Consider the following 13,815-nt stretch of genomic DNA (forward strand, 5'->3'; position numbering starts at 1 on the left):
AGTTTTAGAGATGACTACATTTAATAAAGCTTTTCAAACAGCATTGTCAGTTACACTTGTTGTCCTATTGGTATTGACGGGTTGTTCAAGCAACAACAAGGGGGAAAATGCCGGAGCGGGGGAAGCTGCAAATGGGCAGCAAGAGACAGCCCCGGCTTCTTATGTTTTGGGAGAGCAGCCGCTTGAATTCTCATTCTATGGACATTATGACTGGTATACGATGCCGCCTTGGGGCGAAGACCTTGCGACCAAGTGGATAAAGGACAATAAGAAAGTGAATGTGGTGCCGATCAGCTCGGGAGGCGCCGCTAAGCAAAAGCTGAATACGATGATTGTCTCGCAAGAGCTTCCGGATGTGATCTGGATGGAGCGTGATGCGGATGTTGAGAAGCTTCGCTCGGAAGGGATGCTCGTCCCGTTCGACGATTATTTGGATAAGTACCCGAATTTGAAAAAATGGGCTGGCGATGCCACGCTTGATATGCTGCGCTCGCCGGATGGCAAGTTATATCAGTTCCCGAACTGGTATACGACGCAGCCTAACGGCAATGCCGGTTACTTGGTTAATAAGAAGATTTATGAGGAGCTCGGCTCCCCAAGCCTCGAAACGACGGATGACCTGTATGCTTACCTGCAGCAGGTGAAGGCGAAGTATCCGGATGTTGTTCCTTTTGAGGTAGGACAGGCTGCAGCGGGTATCGATGTTCTAGTATCTGCTTTTGCGGAAAATCGTCCTAATTCGTACAGTTCGATGATGGCTGTACCGTCGGGTGATAAGCTTACTTCCCTCTTTACCGATCCTGTGTACCGTGAAGCGCTTCAATATACAAGCAAATTATACAGGGAAAAGCTGATTTCGCAGGATTCGTTCACACAGAAGCTGGAGCAAGTGGAGCAAAAGGTTATCACAGGAAAAATTGCGGTGTACGCAGCTTCCAGTCCTACTGAATTTGGAGCGAAGGGGAATGCGCTGCTCAAAGCGAAGGATCCGTCCGCAGGCTATATTATGGTGTGGCCGGTGCATAAAGCAGGACTCGACAAAACAAAAATATTCCCTGGCGATTACAAGCAGCTGGGTTGGAATGTAAGTGTAATTACGAAAGCAGCTAAAGATCCGGAAGCAATCTTCGCGTTCCTTGATTGGTTCACGGGTCCAGAAGGACAGCGCACGATTATGTGGGGTCCAGAGGGTCTGTACTGGGATGGGGCGGATACGGATGAAGCGCCGTTGTTCACCGATAAGTTTACAAGCGATGTAGAAGGCCGCGAGGCTTTGATGGCATCTACTGTGAACTTTCAATGGAACGGCAATACGGTGTACGTGGATAAATCGAAGACGAAATTCGAATCAACGCTTCCAGCGGAGAAGCGGAGCTGGGAGACTTATTGGCAATCCGAAATTACATGGAAAACGCAATATAATACGACGGAATTCGTTAACCTGGAACCTGCAGGCGATACGGAGGCGGGTATCGCTGCGCAAAGCGTGCTCGACATTTACGAGAAGGCGAGAGCCGCAGCCGTTATGAACGCAAAATCGGACGAGGAAGTAGCTGGTATTTTGGATAAGGCGGAGGCAGATGCACAGAAAGCCGGTTATGAGAAGCTGTTGGCGTACAAAACGGAAAAATGGCAAGAAAACGTCAGCAAGTTGAAATAAAGCAGATGGTAATTTGCGTCATGCGCTAATGTCATTCTGCAGCAGCGGGGTTGGAGGCCGTGTCCGTTTCGATCAAGAAGCGGGCTGCCCCAAAACAAGAGTGGGGACGTCTCGGGGCGGCAAGGCTGCCGGGACGTCCTTTTTTCTGTTCAATAGCGATATCGCAATCCGTTGCAATAACTGTTACTGTAAAGGTAGAAGAGGGAAAACGACTATTTAGAGTACTGGTTTCACAAGCGAAGGATTCACACTCTATGTCGCCGAAAGGTGGCTGGGCATGTCCCGGTATCATTAGCTTGCGCTGCACGGCAGGATGCGACAGATGACGGTATAAGCCTGATGGATTAGCTTCAATTGAGGGTTGCGTGAGCCAGATCAGCCGTATTATAGTTTGCATAAGTGAAGAATTATCTGGATAGAGTCTATTCGATAAGCAGCAATTGGATCATCAATTTATTATTTTGAACCTATAAATGGAGGTGCTTGTATGTCATCTTTTAGAGCGCTTGTCATCAATAAAATAGATAATGAAATGATTGCGGAAACAAAGCAAATGGTGGTTGACGATCTGCCGGCAGGAGAACTGCTCATTCAGGTTGCGTATTCCAGCGTGAATTACAAGGATGCGTTAGCCTGCTCGGGAAATGGCAGTATTGTGAAAAGTTATCCATTTATACCGGGGATTGATTTGGCTGGTACGGTTATTTCAAGTGCAGACAAAAATTTTCAAGCAGGGGATCAGATAGTGGCAACTGGATACGGTCTAGGAGTCAGCCATTTTGGCGGATACAGTGAATATGCCCGGATACCGGCTGCTTGGGCGCTGAAGCTGCCGAGCGGACTTTCGATGAAAGAAGCGATGATACTTGGAACAGCGGGCTTTACGGCAGCATTATCCGTTTATGAGCTGCAGCATATCGGGGTTCGACCGGAGGATGGACCTATTCTGGTCACTGGAGCTACGGGAGGCGTAGGCAGCGTGGCTGCCGCAATTGCTGCAAAGCTCGGCTACGAGGTGGCGGCGAGTACCGGGAAGCCGGATAAGCATGAATATTTGCTTGGTTTAGGCGTGAAGCGCATTCTCTCAAGGGACGAGCTTGAAGTTGATACGAAGCGGGCGCTGGATAGACAGCTTTGGGCAGGCGCAATTGATTGTGTCGGAGGCAAGACGCTGTCATCGCTTCTTCCTCAAATTCAATATGGCGGTGTCGTCGCGGCGAGCGGTTTAACAGGCGGATCAGAGCTTTCGTTGACGGTATTCCCTTTTATCATTAGAGGGGTTCGGCTGATCGGTATTGATTCGGTTATGGCAGGCATGAATATACGGAAAAAGATGTGGGAGCTGCTGGCCGGCGCTTATAAGCCGCATATGCTGGACGAGCTGTGCGAGGAAATTGAGCTGGAACAGGTGAGCGAGCAGGTGGATATTCTACTAGCAGGACGGTCAAAAGGCAGGAAGGTTGTTAAGCTTTAAAGAAAGGGTTACATGCTCGATGAGATGCTGCGAATAACAGAGCCGGATAGTTTAAATGATGATGCTAGCTTCTATTTTATCTCCGTGCGCGGAATTGCTTGAGCTGAAAATAGAGGGTGCAGCCAATGCAATATCCGAATATAGCGCTCAGTGCAGCCGCTCCCATCATTCCGGCAAAAATATAACCAGCTACGGACCAGCCGAGCGTAAAGCTAAGCAGCGAACAGGTGAGGAACCCTGCACCGAGTGAGTTGTTGAAGCGTTGCAGCTCGGCTGCTTCCGTTTGAGCATTCGTAATCCGTTTACCGAGAAATGGACGCGCGACAATAATAAACAAATTTGCTTTCGGTCCGAAGATCAGTCCAGCCACCTGAACAATCCAAAGCGCAGCGACGAGCCAAGGCGAATGCAGGATAATCGCAATGAGCAGGACGGCGACGATACCGGCTTGATTGCTGCGAACATACGGAATTGGAATCTCCTTCATTTTCAAAACCAACTTTCCTTATTGGATTTTATATATTTAATAGTAGTGAATGGAAGGCTATTTGGCAATAGAATATGGAAAATTTGATTTTTGAGTGGAATTTGGGTGCGTAAACAGCAAAAAAAATAAAGACAAGATAACTTTCGACAATATTCTATTATTTTCACTCTTCATATATAATAGATTTATATAACTTTAGAACTAATTTTACATAATAAGAGGTAGATTAATCAGTGAATGAGGAAACGGCGTTGACGCAGCGATTAATTACAATTTCACTAAAAAAAGAGTTGTCAGATAATACCTTCCTCCATGGATATTTTCAAGGAAATCCTCTTACCTCCGAATGGAATGCCCTCGCAAGCGACTTGAAGCCCGTACTTAACAATATGAGCAAGGAACGATATGTTGTATTCCAGTTTCCGATAAATTTTCGATCGGGTCCATGGCGAATGAAAGCACGATGCAAAGCAGGGCAGCAAATTCGAGGGGTGTTATTGTGAAAATAAAACTCGTACATATGATTGCGCTGCTGACGGCTTTGGCAGTGTTCCTCATGTATAGAGGGACGCTCGATACGATGGATTATTTTTTCCAGGATCGATTCATGCAGAAGGAGAGCGCAGTTGATACCCGCATTGCGATTATTGCGATTGACGAGGAAAGCATAAACGATTTTGGCAGTTGGCCGTGGAATCGCAGCGTGCACGCGCAGCTTATTGATACGCTTGCCGAAGGGGAGCCTGCGGTCATCGCGTTTGACGTTACCTTTCCGGCACCATCGGCGGATGATCCCGCCTCTGATGAGGCGCTCATTACAGCGGTGTCGAATGCGGGTAATGTTGTCATGCCGGTCTTTGGCACATTCGCTTCCTCCGCTAAGCGGGGAGGGATTGAAGCGCTTGGCATGTCAGAGCCGTTCCCTGCACTAAAAGAAGCGGCTGCTACGGTCGGACACATCAATACAATACCGGACCGTGACCGAGTTGTACGGGATTCCTTGTATAGTTTCGCTAATAAAGGCGAGCAGGTCGAGAGTTTATCTTGGGTTATTTATAAGATGTTCATGGAGCGCTCCGGCAAACAAGTGAATGCCGACATGCTTCCGCTGGACGCTTTTGGCCAATTCCATATTCCATATACGGGGCGGTCGGGACAATATGAAGCGATTCCTTATTCAGCCGTTCTTAGCGGCGACGTTCCGGCGGATTATTTTAAGGATCGTATATTGCTAATTGGACCTTACGCTACCGCATTTAAGGATGATTACCCGACACCGCTGCAGGTAAAGAGCCCCATGTACGGGGTGGAAATACACGCAAATATTATTCAAGCGCTGCTGGAGGGTGACCTCAAGCATGAGCTCGATTGGAAATGGAATGCGCTCGTTCTGCTCATTGCGGCCGCGCTCGCCTACTTCCTGTTTCGGAAGTGGAATATGGCCATTTCTTTTTTGGCTGTCGCGGCAATCATCGTTGTGTTTGTAATCGGGAGCAGCTACTTATATAGCCAGGGCTTTATTATTTCGATAGGTTATGTCGTCCCGCTGCTGATTATCAGCTGTATTGTCGTCGTCGGCTTTCATTACGTGGAGGAGCTGCTGGAGCGGCGGAGAGTGACGGATATATTCGGCAGATATGTCGCGCCGGAGGTTGTGAACCAGATTTTGAAAAACGGCGAAAAAGGCTTACAGCTGGGCGGTACACGCCGTGAGCTGACCGTGCTATTTGTTGATATTCGCGGCTTTACGCCTCTCTCGGAGAAGGCGGAGCCGGAGGAAATCGTTGAAATTTTAAATGAGTATCTCGATCTCGCGGCTAACTGCATTTTTAAGTTTGACGGCACGCTGGACAAATTTATTGGAGATGCGGCTATGGCTATTTTTAATGCGCCGCTGCTGTTGGAGGATCATCCAATGCGGGCAGTGGAAGCGGCATGGGCGATGAAGGAAGGGTCGGCAGCGCTTGAGCGCAAGCTGATCGAACGGTTTGGGTTTGGCGTTAAGTTTGGTCTAGGCATTCATACAGGGCCTGCCGTCTTCGGCAACATCGGCTCGAAGAGCCGGATGGATTATACCGCAATCGGCGATACCGTCAATACATCGGCAAGGCTGGAGAGCAATGCGAAGCCTGGGCAGATTATTTTAAGCGATGCCGTTTATCAGGTCGTAAAAGATCGGATTATAGCCAAGTCGCTTGGCGAAATCAAGGTAAAAGGAAAAGAGCAGGGCATATCAATCTATGAATTGGAGGGATTAAAATGAAGACATTCAGACTTTTTGTCATCATGCTGCTCATCATCGGGCTCATTATGCCTACCTCCGTCTTTGCGAAGGATACCGATAAAACGGGAAAAATTACGCTTGTTGACGGTAAAGTTGAAGTAAAAAAGGGCGGAGGTAACAAAAAGTTCAAAGCTTTCAAGGGGATGGCTATAACGAAGGGCGACACGATTGTGACCGGCAGTGACGGCAAAGCGACGATGGATCTGGATAGCGATAAAGTAGTGACCATCGGCTTAAATACGACACTCGTTGTAAGCGAGCTTGTTAAGAGCGCTAAGGCGCTGGGCGGCAAGACAAGCCTTAGCCTGCTGAAGGGCAAGGTGCTCGTTACGATTAATAAGAAGCTTGATGGGGATTCGAGGTTTGAGATCGAAACGCCAACGGCTATTATGGGCGTAATGGGTACCGAGTTTACCGTCGCACACGAGAACGACGAGACCTATGTCGGCGTATTTGAAGGTGCGGTGAAGACGAACCATGGCGAAGAGCTAAAAGATGAAACAATCGTCACTCCGAATGAGCAGCTGCAATTGGATGAAGAGGGAACGGGTGATAAAGAGGAACTGGATTATCACGACCTCCCGCTTGTCGGCTTGGAGCATTTTATTAAATTGCTTGAAGAGAATCCAAAGGCCGATAAAACGCTTCTTAATGAGGTAAAAGAGTTTAGTGATACGAAAAAGCAGGATGAGAAAACGGAGACTGCGAAGCCGACTGGAGGCGCGTTATCCGACAACATCGTTATATTTGAGGATAGCACGGGACAATCGGGTAGCGGCAGCGGTGGAGTGACGTCGTCAGCAACACAGGCTCCGACGCCAACCGTGGCACCGACGCCAACCGCGGCACCGACGCCAACCGCGGCACCGACGCCAACTGCGTCACCGACGCCAACTGCGTCACCGACGCCAACTGCGTCACCGACGCCAACTGCGTCACCGACGCCAACTGCATCACCGACGCCAACCGCGTCACCGACGGCAACGCCAACGCCGACGCCAACTGCGTCACCGACGCCAACCGCGTCACCGACGCCAACTGCGTCGCCAACGCCAACTGCGTCGCCAACGCCAACTGCGTCACCGACGCCAACTGCGTCACCGACGCCAACTGCGTCACCGACGCCAACTGCGTCACCGACGCCAACGCCGACGCCAACGCCGACGCCAACACCGACGGCAACGCCAACGCCGACGCCAACACCGACGGCAACGCCAACGCCGACGCCAACACCGACGGCAACACCGACGCCGACACCAACGCCAACACCGACGGCAACGCCAACGCCGACGCCAACACCGACGGCAACGCCAACACCGACGCCGACGGCAACGCCAACGGCAACGCCGACGCCGACGGCAACACCGACGGCAACGCCAACACCGACGCCGACGGCAACGCCAACGGCAACGCCGACGCCGACGCCAACACCGACGCCGACGCCAACACCGACGGCAACGCCGACACCAACGCCGACACCGACGGCAACGCCGACACCAACGCCGACGCCGACGCCAACGCCGACGCCGACGCCAACGCCGACGCCGACGCCAACACCAACGCCGACACCAACGCCAACACCGACGCCGACGCCAACACCAACGCCGACACCGACGCCGACACCGACGGCAACACCGACGGCAACGCCAACGTCGACGCCAACACCGACGGCAACACCGACGCCGACACCGACGGCAACACCGACGCCGACATCAGTACCCATACCGCCGGTGTTGGATGTGAATGCTTTTTATAGTGATATTTACTCGTACATGATTGATGACAAAACGTTTATTTTGCCGTTTACGACTTTGATTGCCTACAACGGCGTTAATGAAGCATTCCCTGCTGAAGGCTCAGAGGTCGTTAACCTTGAGGTGTATCAGACTGAAGCAGAAGCATATATAGACAGTCCTATTGTTCAGAAAGTGAAGGTAGATTCCAAGCACTCGAATCGATTGATTGTTGAATTATCTGAACCTGTGGCGTATGGTTCAAAGCTTCGCTTGACGGTTCGCGGAGGACAATTAAAAAATAAGTCAACAAATGACATTCAAGCAGCGGATCAAGTGACAGTCAGCGCGCAGAACGGCGAGGGCTTCCGGTTTAAGCTTCCTGAACAGAACTTTGTGTTTAACTATCAATACGGATTTGGCATGGATGAGGATCATGCGGTTGTCAACATAAAAACGCTTGGCTACGATATAGCAACAGCAGCGGGAAGCGAAGCTAATATATCAATTGAACAAGTTTGCCCTTCTGAGAACATACCGATTACCGGGCATAACGGTTACGAATATCAATGTAAGCAAGGTAAGATAGATTTCACATGGGATGATGTATATTTCTACCATTTGATGGATCGTTCGGCTGCCGTGATCATTAAAGCTAATTATTTTAAAAATGAATACCGCATGCCTGGGAAATATCGTATGTCTATTACATTAAAGGACGATAACGGCTATGCCATAAATGAGCCTATTGTTGTTGATGTTACTGTACTAGACTCGAATAATGCGTACCCTTCTTGGTATTCGCCTGTCGCACCAGAGCTTATTCCGGAAAATGTGTATATGAGGGATGCTGGCACAATCGTTATGCCATTTACGACAGAGCTCGCTTGGAATAATTTGATTCCATCTCCCGGGAACTTCTCGGATTTAGTTGAGATTAAGCTTTATCATAGAGAAATAACTGCACTCTGGTCCAATAACAGCACGGATACTTTTAGAGGCATCGGCAATGACGAGTGCAAAGGTGCGGTATGCAGCAATTGTGATGAGGAAGAAGAGGGCTGCAACAACGAAGAATCCTATGAAGCTCAGATCGAAAGTATGGAAATCGAGGGGAAAAATTTAATTATAACGTTAAAACAACCTCTTGCTTACGGCAATGAGATTAAAGTCACCATAAGTGCTGATGTCCTGCGTACAAAAAACAGCAATCGTGTACAAACGAAGAAACAGAAACTAAATAACCATTTAAGATTCGTTGCTACAGTTGATTCACAGGATAACCATTATTGGATCGGTACAGAGGATTTAAACAAAGCCGGTGATTTGCAGAGAGGAGGGGAACGCAATGAAAAATAATTATAAACGATTAGCAGCAGGAACAGCTCTTGCTGCCGTATTATTTGCAACAAGCCTGTCTGTCTCGGCGGCTCCAGCGGCAGATGATGCTCGAACGGGAAGTTTAGCTCCGTCAATAGTTTCATTTGTCATGGAGAAGATTGGTCAGCCCACCGGGCTCTCGGCGACACCGGATGGCGGCATCATCGTTGTCAGCTCAGGGAGCAATCAATTGAGCAAGTGGCAAAATGGAAAACTGTCGCCAGTAACGTCTCCGGCAACCGCCGCGGGATATTTGGATGGGACGACGGCCAGTTCCGCCTTTAATCAACCGTATGACTCCGCAGTGAACAGCAAGGGCGTCATCTATGTGAGCGATACGGAAAATCATGTTGTTCGCAAAATCGTAAACGACCGCGTGTATACGGCTGCTGGAAACGGCAAAGCGGGCAGTAAAAACGGCAAATATGGAGAAGCGCAGTTCAACACGCCAACGGGTCTTGCGATTGATGCCAAAGATAACGTTTACGTAGCAGATTCGCTTAACAACGTTATTCGCATGATTTCGCCAGAGGGTGTAACTACTACATTTGCTGGGAGTGTTAATGAAACGGGCGGATACAAGAACGGAGCTGCAGCCGAGGCGCTTTTTAACGAGCCTATGGGCCTTGTGTTTGATGAGAAGGGCGGCTTGTACGTAGCGGATGGCGGCAATCATCTTATTCGTTATATTTATGAGGGAAAAGTGACTACTTATGCCGGAAAGCCGACAGCCGTCGATTCGCTTACAGGCTACATGGCAGGCGGTTTTGCGAATGGTTCAGGCGGTGAAGCGCGATTTAATCGGCCAAGGGGGCTTGCTTATGCTGCCGGCGTACTGTTTGTTGCTGACAGTCTGAATAACCGTATTCGCGCTGTGCAAGCCGATCGGAAAGTGATTTCAATTGCAGGCGTGAGCAAGCCGGGCAATAAGGTTGGGGCGGCAGATGCGGCGCAATTTAATCAGCCTTCCTCGCTGCTTTATGCGGCGGGCAAGCTGTATATTGCCGATACTTTAAACAACAGCGTAAAGGTGGTTGCGGTTGATGCGAAGGCGCTTAAGCCGATCCATTCAAAAGACGAATTAATTGCCGGAACAGAGCTGCTTCCTGCTAGCAAGGAAATTCAGGTCTGGCTGGAGGGCAAGCGCGTGAAGTTTCCAGCCGCACAAAAGCCTTATAAAAGCGGAGACAAAACGTATTTGCCTGTCAAAGCCTTGTTTCAAGCATGGGGAGCAGAATTGAAGTGGAATGCTGCTGCGAAGGAATTGCGTCTTGCCAAAAAGGATTGGAAGCTTGCGCTTAAAGCCAATGCGAAGCGTACGGTCGTTATTGAGAAGGGCATCATGTACGTAGAGACAACCTATTTAGAGGATGCGGCATCGTTCTTGATTGCGCAAGACACTGAATTCAATGCTATTATTATTAGCAGCGAGCAGCAATGAGCTCAGCTCCTTATACCAGGAACGGAGGCTGTGAAATGACTTCAGGAAGCCACTTGCAAAATAACGTAGATCGTTTCTCCGGATTTGAAAATGATTATGACCAGCATCGACCAAAGGCACCTGCGGCAGTTGTTGAAATTTTGACAGGCTACCTGGGCCGGAAGCCAGCCCTTGTTGCTGATGTCGGCTGCGGCACGGGCTTATCCTCCTTTGTGTGGAACGAGCATGCCGAGCGGATCATTGGCTTTGAGCCAAATGATGATATGAGGGGCAAGGCGCTCGCTCGCTTGTCGGAGCTAACGGATGCAGAGCATATTTCCTTCGTCAAAGGCTACTCTGACAAGCTTGCTTTGGAAGCGGAGAGTGTCGATATCTTAACGTGCTCACAGTCGTTTCACTGGATGGAGCCCGTCAGCACGCTTCGTGAATTTGCACGCGTTCTTAAACCGGAGGGTGTATTTGCAGCCTATGACTGCGATTGGCCGCCGACGCTGCATTGGTCCGTTGAGGCGGAGTATAAGCGGCTTATCGACCGGAGCGAGGCGATCATAGCGAGCAATATTGCGGAGAAGGACCGAGCAAGCAAGCGGGACAAGGAACAGCATTTAACGCAAATTAGAGACAGCGGCTTGTTCCGTTTCTCGAAGGAAATTGTATTTCATAATAGGGAACGATGCGATGCGCAGCGTTATGTTGGCTTAGCGCTCAGCCAAGGCGGCGTGCAGGCCGTGTTTAAGCTTGGCTCAACGGAGCTTGTGAAGCCGATTGAGACGTTCCGAAGCAGCGTGGACCAGTATTTTGCAGGCAGAGAGCTAGAAGTTATGTTCAGTTATCGGATGAGGCTGGGCGTGAAATAATGCCCTTTTTACAAAAGTCGTTTTAGTAGACAACTCAAAGAAGCAAGTCGCTGGCGCCGTAAATGGGCAAATGCTGCTTGCTTCTTTTCTATTTCCTGTTGAAAAGGGATGAGAGGACTACGGTTTTGTGAATATTCCGCTCTTTAACCTATATAATCGATCGTTAGTAAAGTCGTTCATGGCTAACCTCCGTACGATATAAGTGATAACGGCTGCAACACAACTGCTTCTACTGTTTGATAAACAGATAAACGGCATATCCGATAGCCGTGGCTAATAAACCGATTGTTGCCGTGCAAGAGAGAGCGCGGAAGAAGGTCTCCCACTTGTCTCTTTTTATGCCTCGAATGTCCTTTGCCTCAATCCCCTTTTTCTCCGATGTTGCCAGATTAGTATGACGGGGCTTAGTGATGGGATCACCCGCTTTCTTCTTTACTTTTCTTTATTTTGCTTATAAACAACTAAGATGGTACTGCGTTGATAGGCGTTGCCGGATGTGGCGGTTTTAATCATGGATCCGTAACAAATGTTAATGACTTGGTCGTCGCTCAGCTCCGCCAAAAACTCATTTGCTCTCTTTTCGGCAAACACCGTATCTGTATCGATAAACTCCTTAACCTGTATCATGTTTGTCTCACCTCCCCTTGCTAAATAGACAGATAGGCACCTCGCGAAAGTCGCGAAATGCCTTCTGACGTCCACCATAGCATTGAGAGGTGCAAGTGTCAACTTGGACGGGCGAGGACTGGGAAAGTTAGCCTAAGGATATGTGTCCGATCTATGCGGTCATCTTTTTTTCAACTCTTCGAGCTAGTTTTAACGCATCCCTTTTTTCAACTTTTCGAGCTAGTTTTAATGCGCCTTGATCAATATATTTCATATAATAATGCGACAAAATAAATAAGGGCACCATGGAAACCATAAACGTAATTGCATAGGCAAGATTATAACTAAAATGATGAATCACTTTACTAAACGTGAATGCGGAGAACGTATTTAGGAAAGTGAAATGAATGAGGTAAAGGGAAAATGAAATCTGTCCTAAATAAACAAACGGTTTCCATCCAAACACCTGCTGCAGCACTTTTAAACGAAGCAGAGCAAACAAAATCATAGCAGAACCTAGGGTTCGTGCAAGAAGTCGTGGATCGATGTTAAATTGAATCCATTCATTGATATTTTTTGTCCACACTTCTATGGGTTCGTACATAGTCCCGATTAATGGAGTATAAGGCGCCGAACCTAAGTAAATCCCCATTAAAAGCACAAGTACTGCCGTTATTTTACGTTGGACCCATTTGTGCTTGAGCAAATCGGCAAGCAGCATTCCCCACAAAAAAGCGACAAAATAGGTTTGAATAAACGCAATGGATAAGACCATATACACAATCCATCTTTTTTTCACTCGTCCAAATAAAGCAAGAAAACCGAAAATTAAAAAAGAACCTAATAGCTCATAGCTCATTGTCCAAAGGACGGGATTGTAAGGATGTGCTTTAAAACGGAAAAACGGATCAAAAATAGCAGCCTTAATAACGGTATATACATTTGTATCTAAAGCGTAGTAGTTCTTTTTCATATCCGTCCATGTTGTTCCCCATATTTCTTGGAGATGAAAGGCATTCGTAATAATGGCTAAATAAACAAGCAATACGGATACCGCTGCCGGCACAGCAAGCCGAATGTACCTTCGTATGGCGCTGGAATGCAACAACTTTTGAAAGGTCTCGCTATCGAGCTCATTTTCAAACATTTTGACACTGAGCACATAACCACTTAGCACAAAAAACAAACAAACGGCAAATTGTCCATTAAAAAATAAATTAATCGGAGAATGTCCGTACCAGATGTCCCATTCAAAATGAGCTTGTTGCGGTCTTCCATTTAACGCAGCTGGATAAAATACTTGTATGTAGTGCGAGATAACCACGGCAAATGCCGCGAGTCCCCTAATGCCATCCAAATAGAATATCTTTTTTTCAGATGTCTCTTTATTCATTTATTTCCCTTCTTTCATGAATAAATTTACTATAACATGAAACGGTACGCAATCAAATGTGCATTGTATACCATTTTTTTATCTTAATACCAAACACTACCATATAATTGCAGTACTACACCTGTCATTCTAGGTTTATTAGTCGGCCTAACAGGACAGCTTATAGTATCTCTTATTAATAAAATTACCTATAGAACCGTAGATTTAAATGAATTAATATTTAATTTTAGTGGTGTTAGGATAGGATGCTTTTTATACAGAATATTTGGTATGATCTTTGTAAGAACAATTGATTAATATAACAGAAACAAAACAGGTGTTGTTGATTTTGTATATCAAATCTCAAACAAGTCTTAAAGTAAGTCTTATTAGTGTTCAGCAAATGTATTTTAAGTGCCGTCAGGACGAAGTTTCCTGGCGGTTTTTTTATTTGCAGACCTATCAGACTTTTCTTTCATTCACATTAAACCTGTAAAAAATGTTAATATAGCTAACATATA

At 47.6% G+C, this 13,815-nt stretch carries 10 protein-coding genes; 7 read left to right on the plus strand and 3 right to left on the minus strand.

Annotated features, from left to right (window positions below):
* The first annotated feature begins 10 nt into the window (after nt 1-10).
* The 3 genes from AC2TDN_RS12540 to AC2TDN_RS12550 all read left to right on the plus strand — a co-directional run bounded on the left by AC2TDN_RS12540 (nt 11) and on the right by AC2TDN_RS12550 (nt 3,134).
* Nucleotides 11-1,660: an extracellular solute-binding protein gene (locus AC2TDN_RS12540; protein WP_484688213.1), complete on the plus strand. Its 1,650-nt coding sequence runs from the start codon at nt 11-13 to the stop codon at nt 1,658-1,660.
* Nucleotides 1,661-1,719: 59 nt separating this feature from the next.
* Nucleotides 1,720-1,986 (plus strand): hypothetical protein, encoded by a 267-nt coding sequence (locus AC2TDN_RS12545; RefSeq protein WP_484688214.1) that lies wholly within the window; start codon nt 1,720-1,722, stop codon nt 1,984-1,986.
* 161 nt (nt 1,987-2,147) lie between these two features.
* Complete coding sequence (locus tag AC2TDN_RS12550) at nt 2,148-3,134, plus strand: YhdH/YhfP family quinone oxidoreductase (RefSeq protein WP_484688215.1); 987 nt, start codon at nt 2,148-2,150, stop codon at nt 3,132-3,134.
* Nucleotides 3,135-3,210: 76 nt separating this feature from the next.
* On the opposite strand, the gene AC2TDN_RS12555 is transcribed toward AC2TDN_RS12550, so the two are convergent.
* The gene (locus AC2TDN_RS12555) at nt 3,211-3,621 is read right to left on the minus strand and encodes a DUF4395 domain-containing protein (protein WP_484688332.1); all 411 of its coding nucleotides are present in this window, start codon (nt 3,619-3,621) and stop codon (nt 3,211-3,213) included.
* A 499-nt stretch (nt 3,622-4,120) separates the two neighbouring features.
* On the opposite strand from AC2TDN_RS12555, the gene AC2TDN_RS12560 reads away from it, so the two are divergent.
* From AC2TDN_RS12560 to AC2TDN_RS12575, 4 genes are read left to right on the plus strand one after another with little or no spacing between them, the layout of a single operon-like run.
* On the plus strand, nt 4,121-5,884 hold the full coding sequence (locus AC2TDN_RS12560; protein WP_484688216.1) for a CHASE2 domain-containing protein: 1,764 nt from the start codon (nt 4,121-4,123) through the stop codon (nt 5,882-5,884).
* On the plus strand, nt 5,881-8,997 hold the full coding sequence (locus AC2TDN_RS12565; protein WP_484688217.1) for a FecR family protein: 3,117 nt from the start codon (nt 5,881-5,883) through the stop codon (nt 8,995-8,997). The genes AC2TDN_RS12560 and AC2TDN_RS12565 overlap by 4 nt, the downstream gene beginning before the upstream one ends.
* Complete coding sequence (locus AC2TDN_RS12570) at nt 8,987-10,459, plus strand: SMP-30/gluconolactonase/LRE family protein (RefSeq protein WP_484688218.1); 1,473 nt, start codon at nt 8,987-8,989, stop codon at nt 10,457-10,459. The genes AC2TDN_RS12565 and AC2TDN_RS12570 overlap by 11 nt, the downstream gene beginning before the upstream one ends.
* Before the next feature lie 35 nt (nt 10,460-10,494).
* Complete coding sequence (locus AC2TDN_RS12575; protein WP_484688219.1) at nt 10,495-11,316, plus strand: class I SAM-dependent methyltransferase; 822 nt, start codon at nt 10,495-10,497, stop codon at nt 11,314-11,316.
* A gap of 432 nt (nt 11,317-11,748) precedes the next feature.
* Here AC2TDN_RS12575 and AC2TDN_RS12580 read toward each other — a convergent pair whose 3' ends face one another.
* Both AC2TDN_RS12580 and AC2TDN_RS12585 read right to left on the minus strand, forming a co-directional pair.
* Nucleotides 11,749-11,943: a sporulation protein Cse60 gene (locus AC2TDN_RS12580; protein WP_482067875.1), complete on the minus strand. Its 195-nt coding sequence runs from the start codon at nt 11,941-11,943 to the stop codon at nt 11,749-11,751.
* Between the two features lie 151 nt (nt 11,944-12,094).
* Nucleotides 12,095-13,315 (minus strand): acyltransferase family protein, encoded by a 1,221-nt coding sequence (locus tag AC2TDN_RS12585; RefSeq protein ID WP_484688220.1) that lies wholly within the window; start codon nt 13,313-13,315, stop codon nt 12,095-12,097.
* Nucleotides 13,316-13,815: the final 500 nt, after the last annotated feature.

This window comes from Paenibacillus sp. Y660, assembly GCF_057221575.1.